This is a genomic window from Halobacterium sp. CBA1126, assembly GCF_009741975.1.
GTDB lineage: Archaea > Halobacteriota > Halobacteria > Halobacteriales > Halobacteriaceae > Halobacterium.
In genome coordinates this window covers 1-18,940 of record NZ_WPCF01000050.1, presented here as the reverse complement: position 1 = coordinate 18,940, position 18,940 = coordinate 1, and the positions used below count along the sequence as shown (strand labels likewise).

Annotated in this window: 24 protein-coding genes and 2 pseudogenes; 11 read left to right on the top strand and 15 right to left on the bottom strand. The window is 71.4% G+C overall.

Annotated features, from left to right (window positions below):
* The coding region (locus GJ634_RS08635; protein ID WP_157502176.1) for a Glu/Leu/Phe/Val dehydrogenase at positions 1-1,047 on the top strand (1,047 nt) is incomplete at its 5' end.
* Between the two features lie 56 nt (positions 1,048-1,103).
* On the opposite strand, the gene GJ634_RS08630 is transcribed toward GJ634_RS08635, so the two are convergent.
* Positions 1,104-1,307: a hypothetical protein gene (locus GJ634_RS08630; RefSeq protein WP_157502174.1), complete on the bottom strand. Its 204-nt coding sequence runs from the start codon at positions 1,305-1,307 to the stop codon at positions 1,104-1,106.
* A gap of 312 nt (positions 1,308-1,619) precedes the next feature.
* Here GJ634_RS08630 and GJ634_RS16055 point away from each other — a divergent pair, with 312 nt between their 5' ends.
* The 5 genes from GJ634_RS16055 (at position 1,620) to bcp (ending at position 4,971) form a co-directional block, all read left to right on the top strand.
* The gene (locus tag GJ634_RS16055) at positions 1,620-2,042 is read left to right on the top strand and encodes a class I SAM-dependent methyltransferase (RefSeq protein ID WP_231736996.1); all 423 of its coding nucleotides are present in this window, start codon (positions 1,620-1,622) and stop codon (positions 2,040-2,042) included.
* Between the two features lie 71 nt (positions 2,043-2,113).
* Positions 2,114-3,487, top strand: a complete 1,374-nt coding sequence (locus GJ634_RS08620) for an NAD(P)/FAD-dependent oxidoreductase (protein ID WP_157502172.1) — start codon at positions 2,114-2,116, stop codon at positions 3,485-3,487.
* The gene (locus GJ634_RS08615; RefSeq protein WP_331714069.1) at positions 3,484-4,170 is read left to right on the top strand and encodes an AzlC family ABC transporter permease; all 687 of its coding nucleotides are present in this window, start codon (positions 3,484-3,486) and stop codon (positions 4,168-4,170) included. Before GJ634_RS08620 ends, GJ634_RS08615 begins: the two co-directional genes overlap by 4 nt.
* Positions 4,167-4,484 carry an AzlD domain-containing protein gene (locus GJ634_RS08610; protein WP_331714068.1) on the top strand — a complete coding sequence of 106 codons (318 nt, stop codon included), beginning with the start codon at positions 4,167-4,169 and terminating at the stop codon, positions 4,482-4,484. Before GJ634_RS08615 ends, GJ634_RS08610 begins: the two co-directional genes overlap by 4 nt.
* Positions 4,485-4,515: 31 nt before the next feature.
* Complete coding sequence (bcp, locus tag GJ634_RS08605; RefSeq protein ID WP_157502170.1) at positions 4,516-4,971, top strand: thioredoxin-dependent thiol peroxidase; 456 nt, start codon at positions 4,516-4,518, stop codon at positions 4,969-4,971.
* Here bcp and GJ634_RS08600 read toward each other — a convergent pair.
* Entirely contained in the window at positions 4,968-5,330 is a 363-nt protein-coding gene (locus GJ634_RS08600; RefSeq protein WP_331714067.1) for a tautomerase family protein, read from the bottom strand. The two genes, bcp and GJ634_RS08600, sit on opposite strands and share 4 nt — an antisense overlap.
* A gap of 92 nt (positions 5,331-5,422) precedes the next feature.
* Between GJ634_RS08600 and GJ634_RS08595 the strand changes: the two genes are divergently transcribed.
* The gene (locus GJ634_RS08595) at positions 5,423-5,719 is read left to right on the top strand and encodes a hypothetical protein (protein ID WP_157502168.1); all 297 of its coding nucleotides are present in this window, start codon (positions 5,423-5,425) and stop codon (positions 5,717-5,719) included.
* Complete coding sequence (locus GJ634_RS15455) at positions 5,716-6,141, top strand: PGF-CTERM sorting domain-containing protein (RefSeq protein ID WP_197425457.1); 426 nt, start codon at positions 5,716-5,718, stop codon at positions 6,139-6,141. The genes GJ634_RS08595 and GJ634_RS15455 overlap by 4 nt, the downstream gene beginning before the upstream one ends.
* Before the next feature lie 5 nt (positions 6,142-6,146).
* On the opposite strand, the gene GJ634_RS08585 is transcribed toward GJ634_RS15455, so the two are convergent.
* The 5 genes from GJ634_RS08585 to GJ634_RS08565 all read right to left on the bottom strand — a co-directional run bounded on the left by GJ634_RS08585 (position 6,147) and on the right by GJ634_RS08565 (position 9,927).
* Positions 6,147-6,800, bottom strand: a complete 654-nt coding sequence (locus GJ634_RS08585) for an O-methyltransferase (RefSeq protein ID WP_157502166.1) — start codon at positions 6,798-6,800, stop codon at positions 6,147-6,149.
* 69 nt (positions 6,801-6,869) lie between these two features.
* A complete protein-coding gene (locus tag GJ634_RS08580; RefSeq protein WP_157502164.1) occupies positions 6,870-7,439 on the bottom strand; it encodes a thioredoxin family protein in 570 nt (189 codons plus the stop codon).
* A 47-nt stretch (positions 7,440-7,486) separates the two neighbouring features.
* Entirely contained in the window at positions 7,487-8,434 is a 948-nt protein-coding gene (locus GJ634_RS08575; protein WP_331714066.1) for an MBL fold metallo-hydrolase, read from the bottom strand.
* Positions 8,435-8,465: 31 nt separating this feature from the next.
* Positions 8,466-9,083, bottom strand: a complete 618-nt coding sequence (locus GJ634_RS08570) for a uracil-DNA glycosylase family protein (RefSeq protein ID WP_331714065.1) — start codon at positions 9,081-9,083, stop codon at positions 8,466-8,468.
* Positions 9,084-9,108: 25 nt separating this feature from the next.
* Positions 9,109-9,927 (bottom strand): hypothetical protein, encoded by an 819-nt coding sequence (locus GJ634_RS08565; RefSeq protein ID WP_157502160.1) that lies wholly within the window; start codon positions 9,925-9,927, stop codon positions 9,109-9,111.
* A 180-nt stretch (positions 9,928-10,107) separates the two neighbouring features.
* Here GJ634_RS08565 and GJ634_RS08560 point away from each other — a divergent pair, with 180 nt between their 5' ends.
* Positions 10,108-10,479: a helix-turn-helix domain-containing protein gene (locus GJ634_RS08560; protein ID WP_157502158.1), complete on the top strand. Its 372-nt coding sequence runs from the start codon at positions 10,108-10,110 to the stop codon at positions 10,477-10,479.
* 26 nt (positions 10,480-10,505) lie between these two features.
* On the opposite strand, the gene GJ634_RS08555 is transcribed toward GJ634_RS08560, so the two are convergent.
* From GJ634_RS08555 to GJ634_RS08535, 5 genes and pseudogenes are all read right to left on the bottom strand, one after another.
* Positions 10,506-10,799, bottom strand: coding sequence for a helix-turn-helix domain-containing protein (locus GJ634_RS08555; protein WP_157502156.1), 294 nt, complete (start codon positions 10,797-10,799; stop codon positions 10,506-10,508).
* A gap of 141 nt (positions 10,800-10,940) precedes the next feature.
* Positions 10,941-11,243, bottom strand: a complete 303-nt coding sequence (locus GJ634_RS08550) for a PadR family transcriptional regulator (protein WP_157502154.1) — start codon at positions 11,241-11,243, stop codon at positions 10,941-10,943.
* Positions 11,244-11,296: 53 nt separating this feature from the next.
* Positions 11,297-11,500 carry a heavy-metal-associated domain-containing protein gene (locus GJ634_RS08545; RefSeq protein ID WP_157502152.1) on the bottom strand — a complete coding sequence of 68 codons (204 nt, stop codon included), beginning with the start codon at positions 11,498-11,500 and terminating at the stop codon, positions 11,297-11,299.
* 67 nt (positions 11,501-11,567) lie between these two features.
* Positions 11,568-14,143 (bottom strand): annotated as a pseudogene (locus GJ634_RS08540) (heavy metal translocating P-type ATPase).
* 108 nt (positions 14,144-14,251) lie between these two features.
* The gene (locus tag GJ634_RS08535) at positions 14,252-14,668 is read right to left on the bottom strand and encodes a DUF4149 domain-containing protein (RefSeq protein WP_157502150.1); all 417 of its coding nucleotides are present in this window, start codon (positions 14,666-14,668) and stop codon (positions 14,252-14,254) included.
* Between the two features lie 70 nt (positions 14,669-14,738).
* Here GJ634_RS08535 and GJ634_RS08530 point away from each other — a divergent pair, with 70 nt between their 5' ends.
* Positions 14,739-16,382, top strand: coding sequence for a TrkA family potassium uptake protein (locus GJ634_RS08530; RefSeq protein ID WP_157502148.1), 1,644 nt, complete (start codon positions 14,739-14,741; stop codon positions 16,380-16,382).
* A gap of 186 nt (positions 16,383-16,568) precedes the next feature.
* Complete coding sequence (locus tag GJ634_RS08525) at positions 16,569-17,225, top strand: hypothetical protein (protein WP_157502146.1); 657 nt, start codon at positions 16,569-16,571, stop codon at positions 17,223-17,225.
* On the opposite strand, the gene GJ634_RS08520 is transcribed toward GJ634_RS08525, so the two are convergent.
* The 3 genes and pseudogenes from GJ634_RS08520 to GJ634_RS15450 form a co-directional block, all read right to left on the bottom strand.
* Entirely contained in the window at positions 17,226-17,642 is a 417-nt protein-coding gene (locus GJ634_RS08520; RefSeq protein ID WP_157502144.1) for a DUF123 domain-containing protein, read from the bottom strand.
* Positions 17,642-18,619, bottom strand: a complete 978-nt coding sequence (locus tag GJ634_RS08515; RefSeq protein WP_157502142.1) for an aldo/keto reductase — start codon at positions 18,617-18,619, stop codon at positions 17,642-17,644. The genes GJ634_RS08520 and GJ634_RS08515 overlap by 1 nt, the downstream gene beginning before the upstream one ends.
* 52 nt (positions 18,620-18,671) lie before the next feature.
* Positions 18,672-18,940 (bottom strand): annotated as a pseudogene (locus GJ634_RS15450) (ArsR family transcriptional regulator); the annotation flags it as partial.

Here is an 18,940-nt window from a genome sequence, read left to right as displayed (position 1 = left end):
AAGGGCGGCATCCGCTACCACCCGACCGTCTCCGAGGAGGAGGTCTCCGCGCTCGCCGGGTGGATGACGTGGAAGACCGCGCTCGTCGACCTGCCGTTCGGCGGCGCGAAGGGCGGCATCGTCTGCGAGCCGAAGGAGCTCTCCCGGAACGAGATCGAGCGGCTCACCCGCCGCTACACGGAGGGCATCCGCCGCATCATCGGCCCGGACACGGACATCCCGGCGCCGGACGTGAACACGAACCCGCGCACGATGGCGTGGATCATGGACACGTACTCCGTGTATCAGGGCTACGCCGTCCCCGAGGTCGTCACCGGGAAGCCGCCGGAGGTCGGCGGCACCGCGGGCCGCGTGGAGGCGACCGGTCGCGGCGTCACCATCGTCACCGAGGAGACCTTCGAGTACCTCGGAACGGACGTCGCGGACGCCGACGTCGCGATTCAGGGGTTCGGGAACGTCGGCAGCGTCACCGCGCAGCTGCTCCACGAGCGCGGCGCGAACGTCGTCGCCGTCTCCGACGTCACGGGCGCAATCTACGACCCGGACGGCCTCGACGTCGAGTCGGTCGGCGCGCACGTCGCCGACGACGGCCGCCTCGAGGACTACGACGCCCGCGAACACGTCTCGAACGACGACCTTCTCACGCTGAACGTGGACGCGCTCATCCCCGCGGCCATCGAGGACGTCATCACCGTGGACGTCGCCGAGCGCGTGCAGGCCGACGTCATCGTGGAGGCCGCGAACGGCCCGACGACGTTCGACGCGGCGCGCGTACTTCGCGACCGGGACGTCCCAGTCGTCCCGGACATCCTCGCGAACGCGGGCGGCGTCATCGTCTCGTACCTCGAGTGGGTGCAGAACAGCCAGCAGTACTCGTGGGAGCTCGAGGAGGTCAACCGCGACCTCGAGGAGCGCCTGACGCGGGCGTTCGACGAGATGCTCGCCGCCTACGAGCAGAAGTCGATTCCGGACCTGCGGACGGCGGCGTACACCATCGCGCTCGAGCGCACCGCGGACGCCCACGAGTACCGCGGGATGTTCCCGTGACCGAGCCGGTGCGCGACCGCGCCGGCCGCCAGTGACGGACCGCCTCGACGACTGACTCAGACGCGGCGCGTGTACTGCGCGAGCAGGAACGTCACGAGCACGAGGACGCCGAACCCGGCGAGCGCGAACCACAGCCCGGAGACCTGTGGCGTCTCCGCGACCTCGGGCGCGAGCAGCCAGACGACGGTGACGGCGCCGGCCAGCAGGAGCGCGTACACGTACGCTCGCACGGCGTCGTAGGCGAGGCGTACGCGGTCCATGTTCGGGAACTACTGTTGTGGAACTTAGGTGTTCTGCTCGGGAGCCACGCTTTACCCGCTGGCCGGCGAACCCGTCGTCGTGAGCACCAGCGACGTCCGGTCGTTCTACGACCGCTGGGCGCGGGCCTACGACTGGTTCGCCCGCGTCCTCCCGGGGCTGGGGCGGCTCCGCCGCGCCGCGGTGGACGCGCTCGCGCTCGATGCGGGCGACACGGCCGTCGACCTCGGCTGCGGCACTGGCGCGAACCTCCGCTACCTCCGCGAGGCGGTCGGCCCGGAGGGGACCGTCGTCGCGTCGACGCCTCCCGCGGCATGCTGGGCGTCGCCCGGCAGCGCGTGCGCCGCGAGGGCTGGCGGAACGTCCACCTCGTCCGCGCCGACGCGGCGCGGCCGCCCGTCCGCGACGCCGACGCCGTGCTCGGGACGTTCGTCGTCGGGCTGTTCGAAGACCCCGGTGCCGTCGTCGAGCGCTGGGTCGACGCCGTCGCGCTGGGCGGCCGCGTCGCCGTGCTGGAAGCCGGGCGCAGCTCCCGGCCGGTCGCGCGGCGGCTGAACCGGGCGTTCGACGCGTTCGTCGCGGCCGGCAACCCCACGAGCGACGACGCCCCGTCGCTGACCCTCGACGCGCGCATCGAGGCCGCGCGGGACGCGCTCGCCGCCCGCGCCGACCTCGTCGTCGACGACCGCCACGCCGCGGGGTTCGTCCGGCGGTTCGCCGGCGCGCGGCGGCCGTGAAACCCGGGGGCGGTGCGCCGACGGCGCGAAAACTCGAAGCACTTTAACGCCAGCGCAGTGACTGACGTACTATGACTGACGTAGACGTGGCCATCGTGGGCGGCGGCCCGGCGGGGTCGGCAGCCGCGTACGCGGCCGCGGACCGGGGCGCGGACGCCGTCGTCTACGAGAAGGGCGTCCCGCGGGCCGACCGCGACCGCCTCGGGCCGGACTCGACGGACGCCGCGGGCTTCCTCGACTACTGGCTGGACGTCGCGGACCTCGACGCCACGGACATCCCCGACGACGTCATCGAGCAGGAGCTCGCCGACGCGGAGTTCATCGGTCCCGACGAGGCCGTCGTCGTCGACCGCACGGGCATCGACGCCGACTACGACAACTTCGGGTTCACGTTCCACCGCGCGAAGTTCGACGACTGGCTGCGCGACCGCGCGGAGGCCGCGGGCGCCGAGTACGTCGCCGGCACCAGCGTGAAGGCCGTCGACTCGGACCTCTCGGGCGGCCACGAGCACGCGCTCACGCTCGGGGACGGCGAGGAGGTCACCGCGGAGTACCTCGTGCTCGCGGACGGTCCGCAGCGGCAGGTCACGATGCGCGTCCTCGACCCGCTGCTGCCGGACGGCAAGCGCGCCAGCGAACTCCTCAGCCCGCCGTCGGCGAACCACATCGCCTACCAGGAGTACCGGCGGTTCCCCGAGGAGCTGTTCGACGACGACACGCTGAAGTTCTGGTGGGGGTGGATGCCCGGCGAGACCGCCTACCCGTGGGTGTTCCCGAACCGGGACGGCGTCGCGCGCGTCGGCCTCACGATGCCCATCGGGCTCGACATCGACGACTTCGACGCCAGCGAGTGGCGGCTCCTCCGGGAGGACGACGAGCGCATCCCCTCGGGGAAAGTGTACCTCCGCCGGCTCCTCGAGGAGCTCTACGGCGACGAGTACGACGTCGACGAGGACTTCCCGCTCGTCGAGGGCCACGGGAAGTCCAACAGCACGGAGACGTACGCCATCTCCTCGACGCGCCCCATCGAATCCCCGACGGACGCGGGCATCGCGGTCGTCGGCGGCGCGATGGGCGCCACGTCCTCGTTCCACGAGGGCGGCGACCACGTCGCCCACCGCACCGGGAAGCTCGCCGGGAAGCTCGCCGCGGAGGGGAACCTCGGCGCGTACAACGACGCGTGGCACGACGCCATCGGCGACGAGATCCGGCGGAACGTCGCCATGGCGGACGTCGTCGCGGAGTTCGGGCCCGCGGACTGGGACAAGACCATCCGCATCACCCGCCAGATGCTCGAGTCCAGCGACAGCGGGCAGATCATCTCGAAGTCGAACGCCCGCTCGGCGGCGGGCGGCATCCGGCTGTACACGCGGTACAAGCGCGCGAAGTTCCGCTACCGGAAGCGCAAGTACGCCCAGATCCGGGAGTCCGACTACGCGCTGTGAGCCAGCGCGCGGACTTCGCCGCCGGCGTCCGCGACTCCCTGCCGACGCTCCCGGCCAACGCCCCGTTCGGGTTCGTCGTCGGCGCGGCGGCCGTCCAGGCCGGGTTCTCCGGCGTGCAGATCGTCGCGATGTCCGCGACCGTGTTCGGCGGCGCGTCGCAGCTCGCGGCCATCGACCTCCTCGCAAGCGACGCGCCCCTCGTAGTCGTCGCGCTCACGGCTGTCGTCGTGAACCTCCGGTACACGATGTACAGCGCGGCCATCGCACCGCACTTCCGGCGGCTCTCCGAGCGCTGGCGGCTCGTCTGCGCGCAGTTCCTCCTCGACACGACGTTCGCCATCGCCGTCACCGAGTACGAGCGCGACGAGGACACCGACCGGCTGGCGTACTACCTCGGCATCGCCGCGGCCATCTACGTGACGTACGTCGGCGGGACGGTCGCGGGCGTGGTGTTCGGCGACCGCGTGCCCGACGGCCTGCAGTTGGACTTCGCCGTGCCGCTGCTGTTCCTGGCGCTGCTCGCCCCGTCGGTCAGCGACGAACCGACCGCCGTCGCGGCCGCTGTCGGCGGGTTCGTCGCCGTCGCGGCGGTCGGCGCGCCGATGAACGTCGGCGTCGTCATCGCCGGGCTGGCCGGCGTGACCGCGGCCGTGCTCGCGGACGGAGCGGGGGTCGGCCAGTGAGCCTCTGGCTGGTCGTCGCCGCGGCCGCCGCCGGCACGTACGCCCTCCGGGTGTCGTTCATCGCGCTGTTCGGCCGGCTCGACGACGTCCCGCCGCGCGTCGAGCGCGTGCTCTCGTACGTGCCGCCGGCCGTGCTCGCGGCGCTCGTCCTCCCGGAACTCGTGCTCAGCGACGGCGCGCTCGCCGTCTCGCTGGGGAACGACCGGCTGCTGGCGGGCGCGATAGCGGCCGTCGTCGCGTGGCGGACCGAGGACATGCTCGCGACCGTCGTCGTCGGGATGGCGGCGCTGTACGCGCTCTCGCTGGTACCGTAACTGGTTCACCGCGGGAGGACGAACGGCGGGTATGCTCTCGGAAGGCGAACCCGCACCCGACTTCGAGCTGCCGAATCAGGACGGCGAGCCGGTCTCGCTGTCGGACTACGACGGCCAGTACGTCGTCGTCTACTTCTACCCGCGCGCCGACACCCCCGGCTGCACCACGGAGGCGTGTAGCTTCCGGGACAACTGGGACGAGTACACCGAGCGCGACGTCCACGTCCTCGGCGTCAGCGACGACCCCGTGGAAGACCTCGAGGACTTCGCGGAGAAGTACGACCTCCCGTTCGACCTGCTCAGCGACGAGGACGGCTCGGTCGCCAGCGCGTACGACTCCTACGGCGAGAAGAACGTCTTCGGCAACGAGGTCGAGGGCGTCTTCCGGAACACGTACGTCGTCGGGCCGGACGGCGACGTTGTCGCCGCCTTCGAGGGCGTCGACCCCGAGGAGCACGCCGACGAAGTGCTCGCGGTCGTCGACTAACTCCAGTCGCCGCCGACGCGGTCCACGCCCTGCATCTGCGCGCCCGCATGCTCGGTGAACACGACCTTCAGATTCTCCTCCGGCACGTCGAAGCGCTCGGCGGCCTCGTCCATCACGCTCGTCGCGAACTCGCGTTTCGTCTCCTCGTCGCGGCCCTCGCGGACGTCCGCCGAGCAGAACACCCGCCGGCCGTCGACCGCGCGCCCGAGCGAGAGGACGGCGTCGTCGCGGACGACGACCGCGACGTACGACCGGTCGGCGTCCATCACGTCGACGTAGCTGTCGGTGACGGCGTCCGCGAACGCGGCGGCCTCGTCGTCCGCGACCGGGAAGTCGGCGTCGAACTGGAGCAGTGGCACACCCGCGGCGACGGCGCCCGGCTACGAGTCCCTGTCGGTCCGGACTGCCACAAGACACTTTCCCGCCTCCCCGCTTGCCCCGAAACGCAACGATGAACGCAAACCGCCTCGCAGCCGTGCTCGTCGCACTGACAGTCGCCGTCGGCGCGTCCGCCGGCGTCGCCACCGCAGCGACGGACGGCTCGCTCGTCCCCCACCCGTCGAGCCCAGGCGAGACCTCCACGCACTTCGTGACCGCGACCGCCGGCTCGGACACCGCCGGCTCGTGGAACGGCTTCGAAGTCGACTACTCCGAGTCCGGCGCGACGTCAGCGACGTCGACCAGAGCGACGTCGCGAAGATCGGCATCGACCGCGGCGACGACTCGTCCGGCGACGCCGTCGACGTGAACGTCTCCGACGACCTCAGCAGCGTCGGCGCGTCCAGCAACGGCGAGGTGCTCACCATCGGCCTCGGCGGCAGCTACGACGTCGACGAGGGCGACGAACTCGTCGTCGTCTACGAGGACGTCCAGCACCCCGAAGAGGCCGGCAGCTACGTGACGCCGCTCGACGTCAACCCGCAGTCCAGCGGCGGCGAGACGACGGCGACGCTGACGGTCGGCTCCGGCACGAGCGACGACACGCCGACCACCGAGGGCGACGAACAGACCACGGAGCCGACGACTGACGACGCGACCACGGACGGCGGCGACGCCACGACGGCCGCCGAGACCACCGAGGACGACTCGAACACCGGGCTGCCCGGCTTCGGCCTCGGAATCGCTGTGGTCGCGGTCGCCGCGGCCGCGCTGCTCGCGGTCCGGGACTGACGCTGCTATCTTTTCACGCTGATCGAGACGCCCTCGCCGAGCGGCACGACCGCCGTCTCGAAGCCGGGGTCGTCGCGGACGTGTTCGACGTACTCCGCGATGGCCGCGGTCTGGTCGTCGACCGGCTCGCCGCCCTCGAGGGCGGACGTGACGTTCTCGAGTTCGACCGGCCCCGCCATCACGTTGTCCGCGACGACGACGCCGCCGTCAGCGACCTCGCCTCGGGCGGCCTCGAACGCGTCGACGTACTGCGGTTTGTCGTGGTCGAGGAGCACGACGTCGAAGGGGCCGTCGTACCGCCGGAACGTCTCCATCGCGTCGCCGGCCTCGAAGCGGGCGGTCGCGCCGTCCTGCCGGCCGAGGAACTCGCGGGCGGTCGCGAGATTCGACTCCTCGTAGTCCGTGAGCACGATCTCGCCGTCCGCGGGGAGCGCGGTGCGGAACCACGCCGCCGAGTAGCCGAACCCGGAGCCGAACTCGAAGACGCGCTCGGCGCCCGCGAGCGTCGCCGCGACGCGGAAGAACTGGCCGACGTCCGGCCCCACGATGGGGAAATCTCGCTCGCGGCCGTACGCGGTCATCTCCTGCAGCAACTCGGGGGGTTCGGGGTTCGCGGCGTCGAGGAAGGCGTCGACGGTGTCGCTCAGCACGTCGTTCATGTACGCGGCGTCGGGAGCGCGCCCTTTAGCCGTACCGGCCTCAGCGGGGCCGACGCGTCACGCGGACGTTCAGGCGTCCGTCCACTTGATGGAGCAGCCGCGGGAGGGGCGCCACTCTTTCTCGACGGGTTCGCCCGCGAGGATGCTGTCGATGGCGTCGCGGACGTCGCCGCCGGGCCGCGTCGGCTCGTCGTCGGGGTTGAGCGCGTCGTCGAGGCGGCCGTGGTACGCGAGTTCGAACCCGTCGTCGGTGTTCCGCAGGAGGAACGGGTCGGGCGTGCAGACCGCGCCGTACGCGCGAGCCGCGTCCTGTGACTCGTCCCGGAGGTAGGCGTCGTACCGGATGGTGCCGTCGTCGACGAGTTCCTGCATGCGCTCGAAGGAGTCGTCGGGGTACTCGTCGGCGTCGTTCGGATTGATTCCCACTACGGCGGCGTCGTCGTAGTCCGCGGCGAGGTCGTTGAGCACGTCGAACTTCGCCTTCGCGTACGGGCAGTGGTTGCACGTGAACACCAGCAGGACGGCGTCGTACTCCGCGAAGTCCTCGAGCGCGTACGTCTCGCCGTCCGTCCCCCGTAGCTCGAAGTCGGGCGCGGGGTCGCCGGCCTCGAGTTCCGTCTCGGATTCCATCTCGACCATGCGCGGAGGTACGGACGCGAGCGGCAAAGTAGGTCGGGTCGCGGCACTCACGCCGGCACGTAGCCGTCCGGCGTCTCGCGGAGGACGCCCTCGCGGGCGAGGTGGTCGAGGTGGGCGTACGCCTCGCCGGGGCCGTGGAGGACGTGGATGCCCGACAGCGACCCGAACAGCTCCGCGCTGACCGCCCACGGGGTCGCGGGCGCGAGGTCGGCGACGGCACGCTCGACGCGCGCGGTCCGCTCGTCGTGGTGGGCGGCGATGTCGCCGGCGCGTTCGCTCACGGCGAAAATCGGGCCGCGGTGACCGGGCCACGCGCGGTCCAAGTCGAGGGACTGCACGCGCTCCAGGCTCTCGAGGTAGCGGGCGAGCGGGCGGTCGACGCGGACGTCCGCGCCGCCGACGTTCGGCGTGTACTTCGGGAGCACGGCGTCCCCGACGAACGCCTCGCGGCGCCACTCGTGCTCGACGACGTACGCGACGAGGCCGGCGGCGTGCCCGGGGAGGTGGACGACCTCGGCCTCGAACGCGCCGAGCGCGACCGTGTCGCCGTCAGAAACTGGGGTCACGTCCACGGGGTCGCCGCGGAGGTAGCGGTGGTCGGCGCTGAACCGGAGCAGCCCCTCGCGTTCCTCGTCCGGGAGGCCCCACTCCCGGAGCGCCGCCTCTTGCGCCGCGTGGAGGTCCTCGCGGGCATTCTCGGACTGGGCGACCAGCGGCGCGTCGGCCTCGTGGACGGACACGTCGGCGCCGCTCTCGGACTGGATGGCGCCCGCGAGCCCCGCGTGGTCGTGGTGCCAGTGGGTCAACAGCAGGCGGTCCACGTCCGCGAACGCCACGCCGCGGTCGCCGAGTGCGGCCCGCAACTCGGCCTCGACGTCGGCCGACGCGACGCCCGCGTCCACGAGCGTCGTCGGCGCGTCCGCGTCGCCGTCCCCGAGGAGGTAGACGCTGTTGGCCCCCTCGAAGGCGGTGTTCGACAACTGGATGTGGTGCACGCTCCCGGGTACGCGGCGCCCGACCAAAGGCCTACCTCACGCGGTAGGGCTCGGAGCCGGCGAGGAACCGCCCGAGGTCGGCCTCGCGGTGGTAGTCCCGCTCGCGGAGCGCGCGGAGCGCGTCCACGTACGCGGCCTCCGCGTCGTCGGTCCACTCGGTGGGGTCGAGCGCCGGGACGACCAGCCAGCCGCTGCCGTGGAGCTCCTCGCCGTGGACGTCGGCGAGGTCGACGTCGTCGGCGACGATGGCGGTGTAGTTCTCGAGGACGTGGCGGGTCGCGCGCTCGCCCACGGGGAGCAGCACGTGGGCGGTGATGGCGCGCAGTTCGGCGTCGAAGAACGGCTCCATCTCCACGTAGTCGCGCTCGGTCGGGTCGCCCTCGGGGACGCAGGCGTGGAGGTACGAGAGGAAGAGGTCGACCGGCTCGCCGTCGTCGTCGAGCAGCCCCGCGGCCGTCAGCGCGCGCCGGAGGCGTTCGGCGCCGGGCGCGTCCGTGAACGGCACCCCCGAGGCCGCGCCGCCGTGGACGCCGGGGTGGTCGCCGACGACGTGGAAGTCGGCGTTCGCGTCCCCGTACCCCGGGACGAACGACTCGCATGGCGGCTGCATGCCGAACGGGTTGCTCGTGCGGTCCGTGACGTTCTGCACGGCGCGCCGTAGGCGGCACCGGGACTTAAGCGCCGCGAGACTGGCCGTCGTTGCCGGGCGCCGGCTCCCCGTTCGCGGGCTGACCACTCGCCGGCCGGTCGGCCGTCCGGTCCACGACGAGCATCGCCGCCGCCGACGCTATCAGCGCGGGGTACGCGGCGAGGACGGCCAGCAGGACGATGGTCCCCAAGCCGCCGGCGGTGAGCAGCGGCGAGACGAACACCGAGACGGCGGCGACGCCGACCGCGAACAGCGCGGAGAAGCGGAGGTAGCGGCCGCCGTCGAGGGCCAGCGAGACGCTCTCCGCGAGCGCGTCGACGGTGCCGCGGTCGCGGGCGACGACGAGGAACGGCGCGCCCCAGAGCAGGTAGCCCGCGAACAGGACGAGCGGGAACGCGACGAACGCGACCAGGACGTTCCCGCCCGCGACGAGCAGGAAGCCGAACGCGCCGACGGTGAGGAACTCGACGACGCGGACGCCGAGGACGGGCAGCGCGTACGCCGCGACGCTCGCTGCGAAGTCCGGGCTGGCGTCGCGGGCGGCGTCGTGGATGCCGCCGAGGTAGCCCGCGGTCAGGACGGCGTCGACGGCGAGGTAGACGGGGAGCGCGGCGAGCGGCGTCGGCGTGACGAACGAGAGGCCGGTCGCCGGCGGGTCGAAGACCGTCCACAGGGTCGGGACGGCGGTCGGGAGCGAGAGCTTCACGGAGACGCCGAGGCCGCCGGCGGCAGCGGTTGCGAGGACGTTCTCAAACGCGAGGACTGTCAGGAGGGCGGGGACGACCGCGTAGGGGGCGGCGCGGCCCGCGACGCGGGTAGCCCTGCCGAGGAGGGACTCGGGCATACCGGCACGTCGACCGCACCCGACAAACAATTTTTCCGTGCCCGGGACGCTCTCGGCGGACTCCGGGGCTGGCATCGCGGCGTGACTCGCGAGGCGCGACCGGGCTTTCTGACCCGCTTACGGTAACGTAACTGGCTATCGTTAGGTAGCCTTAACTGGCAGTCGTCCCTACGGGCGGACATGAGCGATACCGAGCAGTTGCCCGCGTGGTGTCCCGGCGACGGCTGGTGTTCGATCACCGCGACCGCCTCCCTCGTCGGCAAGAAGTGGCACCCGGTCATCATCCACCGGCTGCTCCACCACGGGCCGCTCGGCTTCAACGCCCTCCAGGAGGAAGTCGACGGCATCTCCAGCAAGGTGCTCTCCGAGAGCCTCGACGACTTGGAGGAGAAGCGCGTCGTCTCCCGGACCATCGTCAGCGAGAAGCCCGTCCGCGTCGAGTACGCGCTCACCGAGCTCGGGGAGTCGCTGGAACCGGTCGTCACCGCGCTCGCTGAGTGGGGCGAACAGCACCTCGAACCCGTCGACGAGGAAGCCGCGTCGGTCGTCTGAGCGCGCGCCGCAGAGAGGAGAAACCGCTAGTCGAGCAGGGCTTCCGCCGCCGCTTCGCCGTCGGCCTCCGCTTCGGCCTCGTCGTCCTCGTCTTCGTCGAGGGAGAGCCGGTAGAGGTTCTGGCGGGCGTCCGGGATGTAGATGTCCTTCTCCACGACGTCGGCGTCCTGCAGGCGGTCGAGGGCGTCCCGGACCGTCCGCTGGGAGAGCCGGGAGTTCTCGACGATCTGCTTCTGCGTGAGGCCGCCGTTGTACTCCAGCACTTTCAGCACGAGCTTCGCACTCGGGGGGAGGTCCTGAACGAGTTCGTCGGTGGTCATCTACTACACAGTGGGGGCGCCACCCCCTTTAGCGCTCGGTAACGGAGGTGTGAGCCAGTTACCGTCGGGTAACCGGCCCCCCGGACGCGCAGCCGGACGGCTGCTGGAATCCGTCCGCCGTCCGGCAGAATCGAGGGGCGCCTACACGGGGTCGGCTTCGAGGTCCTCGGTGTACGTGCGCTTCCACGCGACGACGTCCTCGATGGCCTCGCGGCCCGCGTCCGTGATGCGGTAGTAGTTCGTCCGGGAGTCGCGTTCCCCCTTCTCGACGAGGCCGCGCTCGACCAGCGAGTCGAGGTTCTGGTAGACGCGGGCGTGCAACACATCCGACCCGTAGTACTCCTCGAGTTCCGACTGGATTTCCATGCCCTTCGGGTCCTCGAGTCCGCAGAGCACGCAGAGGATGTCACGCTGGAAGCCCGTCGTCTCGTCTCGCTGTCCCATGGACGGGACAACTCCTCGTAAAATTATAACTATTTCGCCGCTAACTTAACCGGCTACTCCGCCAGCTCCGCGTCGTAGCCCGCGAACTCGATGGACTCGAGGAGGTCCTCGGCGTCCGCCTCGCCCTCGACGGTCGCGACGTCCTCCTCGCGGTCGGCGTTCGCTTCCTCGACGCCGTCCACGCCGGACAGCGCGTTCTCCACGATGTCCTCGCAGCCCTCACAGCCCATGCCTTCGACGGTGAGTGTCGTCGTCATGTCGACCGCACGTACACGGCCCGCCGGGTAGGGCTTTTCGGCTTCCGACGGGGGAACCGGTCGTTCGCTACCGGCCGAACAGCCGGTAGTCCTCGTCGGGCGAATACCGCCTGAACAGCAGGCTGTTCGTGAGCACGCTGACGCTGGAGACCGCCATCGCGGCGGCCGCCAGCACCGGCTGGAGCAGCCCGAGCGACGCGAGCGGAATCATCGCGGTGTTGTAGCCGAGCGCCCAGAAGAGGTTCTGCTTGATCTTCGAGAGCGTCCCCTCGCCGACGCGGATGGCCTTCACGACGTCGTAGGGGTCGTCGCGCATCAGCGTGACGTCCGCCGCCTCGATGGCGACGTCCGTGCCGGAGCCGATGGCGACGCCGACGTACGCCGCGGCGAGCGCGGGCGCGTCGTTGACGCCGTCGCCGACCATCATCGCCCGCGTGCCGTCGGCCTGGATGTCGTCGACCGCGTCGGCCTTCTCGTCGGGGAGGACGCCCGCGCGGACGTTCTCGGGGTCGACGCCGACCTGCTCGGCGACGGCGCGCGCGGTGCGCTCGTTGTCCCCGGTAATCACGTGCACGTCGACGCCGCGCTCGCGGAGCGCGGTCACGGCGCGCTCGGCGGACTCCTTGACGGTGTCCGCGTCGGCGACGACGCCCGCGACGCGGCCGTCGACGGCGACCAGCATCGCGGTCTTCCCCTCGCGCTCGAGGCGCTCCAGTTCGTCCTCGGCGGGCGCGACGTCGACGCCTTCCGCTTCGAGGAGCGTCCGGTTGCCGACGAGCACGTCGCGGCCGTCCACGGTGGCTTTCACGCCGCGTCCGGGGACGTTCTCGAAGTCCTCGGGCTCGCCGACGTCGACGCCGCGCTCGCGTGCGCCCTCGACGATTGCCCGGCCGAGCGGGTGCTCGCTCCCGGATTCGGCGGCTGCTGCCAGCCGCAGGACGAACGACTCGTCGACGGTCTCCTCGGAATCGGGCGCCGCGAGCTCGCCGCCGTCCGGAGCCGCGTGCTCGTCGTCCGGGACGGCGACCACGTCGGTCAGCTCCATCTCGCCGGTCGTGAGCGTCCCCGTCTTGTCGAAGACGACCGTGTCGACGTCCCGGACGCGCTCGAGGACGTCGCCGCCCTCGAACAGCACGCCGTTCTTCGCGCCGATGCTCGTCCCCACCATCGTCGCCGCGGGCGTCGCCAGCCCGAGCGCGCAGGGGCACGCGATGAGCACCGCCGAGGCGAACACGACGACGCTGAACTCGAGGACGCCCACGGCCGCGGGGCCGCCGACCACGACGCCCCACAGCGGGAGCGCCTCGACGAGCCCCGCGAGCGCCTCGGGGAACGCGTACCAGACGACCGCCCAGAACGCGGCGTTCCCGATGACCGCGGGCACGAAGTACGAGGAGATGCGGTCCGCGACGTTCTGGATCTCGGGCTGGCGGGACTGGGCCTCCTTGACCGTCTCGACGATCTGCTGGATGGCGGTGTCCTCGCCGACCTTCGTCGCCTCCACGACGAGCACGCCGTTCTCGTTGACGGTGGAGCCGACCACCTCGTCGCCGGGCTCCTTCGAGACCGGGACCGACTCGCCGGTGACCATCGACTCGTCGACCGCGGACTCGCCGTCGACGACCACGCCGTCCGTGGGAATCCGTTCCCCCGGCCGGACCTTCATCCGGTCGCCGACCTCGACCTCGGAGAGCGGGACTTCCTCCTCGTTGCCGTCCTCGTCGAGGACGGTCGCGGTGTCGGCCTCCATCTCGAGGAGCTCCCGGAGCGCGTCGCCCGCGCGGCTCTTCGAGCGCGCCTCGAGGTAGTTCCCGAGCGTGATGAACACGAGGATGAGCGCGGCCGTGTCGAAGTACAGCCCCGCGCCGGGCAGGACGCCGAGCAGCGAGACCAGCGAGTAGACGTAGGCGGTGGTGGAGCCGAGCGCGATGAGCACGTCCATGTTCGCCGTGCGGTTCTTCACGAGCGCGGTGTAGGAGTTCTCGAGGAACTCCCGGCCGAGCACGACGTAGACGGGCGTCGCGAGCAGGAACTCCACCCAGCCGAAGCGCGCGCCGAACACGGTCTCGGGGAGCACGCCGCCGCCGAGCAGGTGGGTCTCCGCGACGAAGAAGAGGAGGGGCAGGGACAGCGCCGCGCCGAACAGCGTGAGGTTGCGTTGGCGCCGCGTCTCGGCCTCGCGGGCCGCGTCGGCGGCGCTCCCCTCGTCGTCCCCGCTCTCGTCCTCTCGGACGGGCGAGTAGCCGGCGTCCTCGATGGCGTCGTGGACGGCCGCGAGGTCGGTCTCCGCGGGGTTGTACCGGACCGTCGCCTCGTCGGTGGCGTAGTTCGCCTCAACCGCGACGACGCCCGGGAGGTCGCCGACCGCGTCCTCGATGGTCGCCGCGCAGTTCGCGCACGTCATGTCCGTCACGGCGACGGTCACCTCCGCGTCCACCGGGTCGTAGCCGGCGTCCTCGATGGCGGCGTAGAGGTCGGCCAGCGACACCGCATCGGGGTCGTACCGGACGGTGCCGCCGTCCGTCGCGAAGTTCACGTCGCGTCGCGGACGCCGTCGAGGGACGTGAGCGCGTCCGCCACGGTCGACGCGCAGTTCGCGCACGTCATCCCGGAGACGTCGATGTGTGTCTCGCGCTCTGTCATTACGTGGTAGTAGGGCCTACCCGTTCAAGCGAGTTGTCCCTTCGAACGTTCGGCCGGGGAGGGGGCGGAGTTTCGAATCCAAAGCAGCCGTCGGGAGCAGCGACGGAGTTACAGGTGGAGGACGGCGAACGCGGCCGCGAGGCCGACGAGCGCGACGAGGTTCAGGCCGACGGACTGCTTGTGGTAGCGCGCGAACGCCTCCGAGCCCGCGGCCTCCATCTTCGGAATCAGCTGGTAGCGCGCGTAGAGGTTCGCGAGGAACGCGGCGACGACGCCGGCGTCCGCAATCAGCGGCGGCTCGGGGGCGCCGACGACCGACGGCCCGAGCGCCCACACGACGAGCACGGCGGCGCCCAGCCAGATGCCGAACGAGTAGTACCGCGGGAAGACGACGTTCACGGCGTCGCCGGCGCGGTCCTCGCCGAGCTCGTCGAACAGCGCGGGCGCGGCGACGAACGAGAAGAAGACGATGCTGCCCAGCCACATCCCGAGCGCTGCGTGCACGACGAGGGAGACGACGCTCATGTCGGAGCCCTCGGCGCCCACCCATCTCAACGTTCGGGATTTAAGTCCGCGGCGCGGGTAGCCCTCGCCGATGTCCAGACAGGGGCGCCGGGTGCTCGCGTACGCCGGCCTCCTCGCGGTCGTCGCGGCGACGTACACGGTCGCGTTCAAGCACGGGATGGCGTTCTTCGAGGGGCGGGAGGTGACGTACGTCGAAGCGTTCCAGTTCGTCGGCCAGACGTTCACCACGACCGGGTACGGCGAGTACGCGCCGTGGACGTCGAACGTGATGCTGCTGACGGTGGTGGCGATGCAGCTCAGCGGCGTCTTCCTCATCTTCCTGACGCTGCCGCTGTTCGTCGTGCCGTGGATCGAGGACCGCCTCGAGGTGGAGCCGCCGAACAGCGTCGACCTCGACGACCACGTCGTCATCTGCGGGTTCGGCGCGCGCGACGAGACGCTCGCCGCCGAACTGGACGCACAGGGCGTCGAGTACGTCGTCCTCACGGACGACCGGGAGACCGCGCTGTCGCTGCACGAGGACGGCTGGCGCGCGGTCCACGGCGACCCGGAGACCGAGCGCGGCCTCGAGCGCGTGAACGTCTCGACCGCCCGCACGGTCGTCCTCGACGAGAGCGACGAGCGCAACGCCTCCATCGCGCTCACGGTCGGCGAGCTCGCGCCCGACGTCCAGACGGTGTGTTTCGTCGAGGACCCGTCGCTGGCGGAGTACCTCGAGTACGCGGGCGCCGACCGCGTGCTCGGGCCGCGGGAGATTCTCGGCCGGAGCCTCGCGCGCAACGTCGCGTCCACCGTCACGTCCCGGCTCGGGGAGGCCGTCGAAATCGGCGAGGACTTCGAGGTCGTGGAGATGCCCGTCCAGTACGGCAGCGACCTCGACGGCGCGACGCTCGGCGAGACGGACCTCCTCGAACCCGGCGGCGTGAACGCCGTCGGCGCGTGGTTCGCCGGCGAGTTCGTCGGCTCCCCCGACCCCGACCGGGAGCTCGCGCGCAACACCGTCCTGTTGGTCGCCGGCCGCGAGCCCGACCTCGAAGCCTTCGAGGAGCGCACGCGGGCGCCCGCCGAGGCCCGGGGCGACGGCAACGTCGTCATCGCGGGGTACGGCGAGGTCGGGTCGACCGTCCGCAGCGCGCTCGGCGAGGCGAACGTCGACACGACGGTCGTCGACGTCGAAGAGCGGTCGGGCGTCGACGTCGTCGGGGACGCCACTGAGGGGAGCACGCTGCGCAGCGCGGGCGTCGAGGACGCGAGCGCGCTCGTGCTCGCGCTCGGCGACGACACGTCGGCGGTGTTCGCGACGCTGGTCGCCCGCGAGGCCAGCGACCGCGTGGACATCCTCTGCCGGGCGAACGACGTCGAGAGCGCGCGGAAACTGTACGCCGCGGGCGCGGACTACGTGCTCTCGCTGGCGACGGTCGCGGGCCGGATGCTCGCCCAGACCATCCTCGACGAGGACGTGATGGCCCTCGACAAGCAGATCGACGTCGTGCGCACTGAGGCGCCGGCGCTCGTCGGGAAGACGCTCGCGGAGGCGGACGTCCGCGCCCGAACCGGGTGTACGGTGGTCGCGGTCCAGCGCAACGGGGACGTGATTCCCCGGCCCGGCGCCGATTTCCGGGTCCGGGACGGGGACGCGCTCGTCGTGGTGGGCGCGGACGCCGACGTCGCTCGGTTCAACGAAGTCGCGGGGGTCCACGCCGGGCCGCCGTGACCGCTCGCGGGAACCGTACCCGAACTGATACGTCGGCGGTCCGAGCCGCGCCCCGCCGCCCGCCCGCACTCGCGGTGGGGCAGCCGAAACCAGCGCCACGCCCGGTATCCCGCACATACTTATGTGTCTCCGTGCAACTATCAGCCAGCGGAACACGCCGAAGCGGTGTCGGTTTCGTTCGTACAAATGACGTACAACGTCGACGGGGTGCTCCCCACCGGACTCGTTTCGGGGTTCGACGACGGCACGAACCTCCTGTTGAGCGGTCCGGCGATGTCGGGCAAGCGCGAGCTCCTCCTGTCGCTGCTGGCGCGCGGGGAACGCGACGGCGACGGCTCGGTCATCGTGACCGCCCGCGACCCGGCAGAGGAGGTGGCCGCAGACTACGCCGACGCGGTCGGCGCGGAGCCGCGGTACCTCCGCGTCATCGACTGCGTCAGCGCGCAGAGCGGCAGCGCTACGAACGGCGAGGACACCCACTACGTCTCCTCGCCCGGCGACCTCACGGGCATCGGCATCGAGTTCTCGGAGGTCGCGCGCGACGCCGGCGACGCGGGCGTCGACCGCCTCCGCGTCGGCTTCGACTCGCTGTCCCCCCTGTTGATGTACGTCGACCTCCAGCGGCTGTTCCGGTTCCTCCACGTGTTCACCAGCCAGATACAGAGCCAGGGGTGGCTGGGCGTGTTCTCCGTCGACCCGGAGAGCCACGACGACCAGACCATCAACACCATCAGCCAGCTGTTCGACGGCGTCGTCGACCTCCGGCTGGCCGACGACGGCACCCGCGAAGTCCGCGTGCGCGGCGTCCCGGACGCGCCGACCGAGTGGACCGTCCTCGAGTAGCTACGCGCGGCGGTCGTGGATTTCGGCGGCGACTGATTCGAGTGCTTCTCTCCGTGCAGCGTACGCGAGATGGGTCGCGCAGTCGCAGTCCGACGCGCCCAGTCCGTCGACGGCAGCCCCGGCGTCCGCGAGCGTGCGTGCCGTCTCGCACTCGACGTCCTCGTCCTCCGTGACGTAGACGGCGGCGACGCGGGACTCGGGGCGGCCGAGCAGGTAGTCGACGTGCCAGTGGCGGGCGTCCCGCTCGCCGGCCGCGAGTTCGCGGTGGCGGTCGACGCGGCCGAGCCCGCCCGGCCCGAACGCCGACCCCGTGTACGCGTACCAGCCCGGGTCGAGATCGTAGGCGCCGCGCGCGCCGAACTCCACGGTCGTCCGCACGGGGAGTTCGACGAGGAGCGTGTACGTTCCCTCGGCCATCACTCGTGGCCGGAGACGCGCACCGGCTCGTAGGCCTCCTCGAGGTAGGCCATCTCGGAGTCCGTGAGGTCGACGTCTAGCGCCTCCACGGCGTCCTCGAGGTGTTCGACGCTGGACGTACCGACGATGGGTGCGTCAACGTGGTCCTTGTGGAACAGCCACGCGAGCGCGATCTGGGCCATCTTCACGTCCTTCTCGGCGGCGAGCTCCTGCACGCGCTCGTTGACCGCGGGGCCGCCGCCCTCCCGGTAGGGGTGCTCGTAGAGGCGCTTCTCGCTCGCGCCGCGCTCGGTCGCCTTCACGTCCTCGTGGGGCCGGGTGAGGTAGCCGCGCGCGAGCGGCGACCACGGCATTACCCCGATACCCTCCTTCTCGCAGAGCGGCAGCATCTCGCGTTCCTCCTCCCGATAGACGAGGTTGTAGTGGTTCTGCATGGTGGCGAACCGCTCGTAGCCCTCGCGGTCGCTGGTGTGGAGCGCGTCCGCGAACTGGTGGGCCCACTGCGAGGACGCCCCGACGTAGCGGGCCTTCCCGCGGCGCACCGCGTCGGTGAGCGCCGCGAGCGTCTCCCCGATGGCGGTGTCGTAGTCCCAGCGGTGAATCTGGTAGAGGTCCACGGTGTCCATGCCGAGGCGGTCGAGGGAGCGCTCCAACTCCTGCTCGATCGCCTTCCGGGAGAGCCCGCCGGAGTTCGGGTTCGACTCGTCCATCTGGAAGTAGCCCTTCGTCGCGACGACCTGCGCGTCGCGGTCGTAGTCCGCGAGCACGTTCCCGAGCACGCGCTCGCTCTCGCCCGTCGAGTACATGTTCGCGGTGTCGAAGAAGTTCACGCCGAGCTCGATGGCGCGCTCGATGACCGGTCGGGCCTCGTCCTCGTCTAACACCCACGGCCGCCACTCCGAGGAGCCGAAGCTCATACACCCCAGACAGACTCGGGACACCTCCAGCCCCGTGTCGCCGAGCGTCGTGTACTCCATACCTCGCCTCTCGTCCGCGCGGCTCAAAGGCGTTCGCCCGCTCCGCCGCTGCTCAGCCGTGCAGGAGTTCCGCGTCCTCGCGGAGCCGGTCGTAGACGCCGGTCGCCCACTCGACGGCGTCCGGTTCGTCGTTCCGGACGACGCCCGCGATGCCGTGCTCGTCGAAGACGAGCGCGCAGACCACCGTCCGCTCGGGCTGTTCGACCAGCACGAGGCCGTACTCCAGCGTCGTCGCCGCCTCGCGCAGGGTCAACCGGCCGGTGTCGAGGGCCGCCTCCACGGCCTCGGCGTGCGACGCGACGAGCTCGTCCAGCGCCGCCG

What these genes read in the sequence shown, in the direction of transcription:
- GJ634_RS08630 (WP_157502174.1), bottom strand. Translation starts at nt 1,307, where the DNA reads ATGGACCGCGTACGCCTCGCCTACGACGCCGTGCGAGCGTACGTGTAC.
- GJ634_RS16055 (WP_231736996.1), top strand. Translation starts at nt 1,620, where the DNA reads ATGCTGGGCGTCGCCCGGCAGCGCGTGCGCCGCGAGGGCTGGCGGAAC.
- GJ634_RS08620 (WP_157502172.1), top strand. Translation starts at nt 2,114, where the DNA reads ATGACTGACGTAGACGTGGCCATCGTGGGCGGCGGCCCGGCGGGGTCG.
- bcp (WP_157502170.1), top strand. Translation starts at nt 4,516, where the DNA reads ATGCTCTCGGAAGGCGAACCCGCACCCGACTTCGAGCTGCCGAATCAG.
- GJ634_RS08595 (WP_157502168.1), top strand. Translation starts at nt 5,423, where the DNA reads ATGAACGCAAACCGCCTCGCAGCCGTGCTCGTCGCACTGACAGTCGCC.
- GJ634_RS08585 (WP_157502166.1), bottom strand. Translation starts at nt 6,800, where the DNA reads ATGAACGACGTGCTGAGCGACACCGTCGACGCCTTCCTCGACGCCGCG.
- GJ634_RS08580 (WP_157502164.1), bottom strand. Translation starts at nt 7,439, where the DNA reads ATGGTCGAGATGGAATCCGAGACGGAACTCGAGGCCGGCGACCCCGCG.
- GJ634_RS08565 (WP_157502160.1), bottom strand. Translation starts at nt 9,927, where the DNA reads ATGCCCGAGTCCCTCCTCGGCAGGGCTACCCGCGTCGCGGGCCGCGCC.
- GJ634_RS08560 (WP_157502158.1), top strand. Translation starts at nt 10,108, where the DNA reads ATGAGCGATACCGAGCAGTTGCCCGCGTGGTGTCCCGGCGACGGCTGG.
- GJ634_RS08555 (WP_157502156.1), bottom strand. Translation starts at nt 10,799, where the DNA reads ATGACCACCGACGAACTCGTTCAGGACCTCCCCCCGAGTGCGAAGCTC.
- GJ634_RS08550 (WP_157502154.1), bottom strand. Translation starts at nt 11,243, where the DNA reads ATGGGACAGCGAGACGAGACGACGGGCTTCCAGCGTGACATCCTCTGC.
- GJ634_RS08545 (WP_157502152.1), bottom strand. Translation starts at nt 11,500, where the DNA reads ATGACGACGACACTCACCGTCGAAGGCATGGGCTGTGAGGGCTGCGAG.
- GJ634_RS08535 (WP_157502150.1), bottom strand. Translation starts at nt 14,668, where the DNA reads ATGAGCGTCGTCTCCCTCGTCGTGCACGCAGCGCTCGGGATGTGGCTG.
- GJ634_RS08530 (WP_157502148.1), top strand. Translation starts at nt 14,739, where the DNA reads ATGTCCAGACAGGGGCGCCGGGTGCTCGCGTACGCCGGCCTCCTCGCG.
- GJ634_RS08525 (WP_157502146.1), top strand. Translation starts at nt 16,569, where the DNA reads ATGACGTACAACGTCGACGGGGTGCTCCCCACCGGACTCGTTTCGGGG.
- GJ634_RS08520 (WP_157502144.1), bottom strand. Translation starts at nt 17,642, where the DNA reads ATGGCCGAGGGAACGTACACGCTCCTCGTCGAACTCCCCGTGCGGACG.
- GJ634_RS08515 (WP_157502142.1), bottom strand. Translation starts at nt 18,619, where the DNA reads ATGGAGTACACGACGCTCGGCGACACGGGGCTGGAGGTGTCCCGAGTC.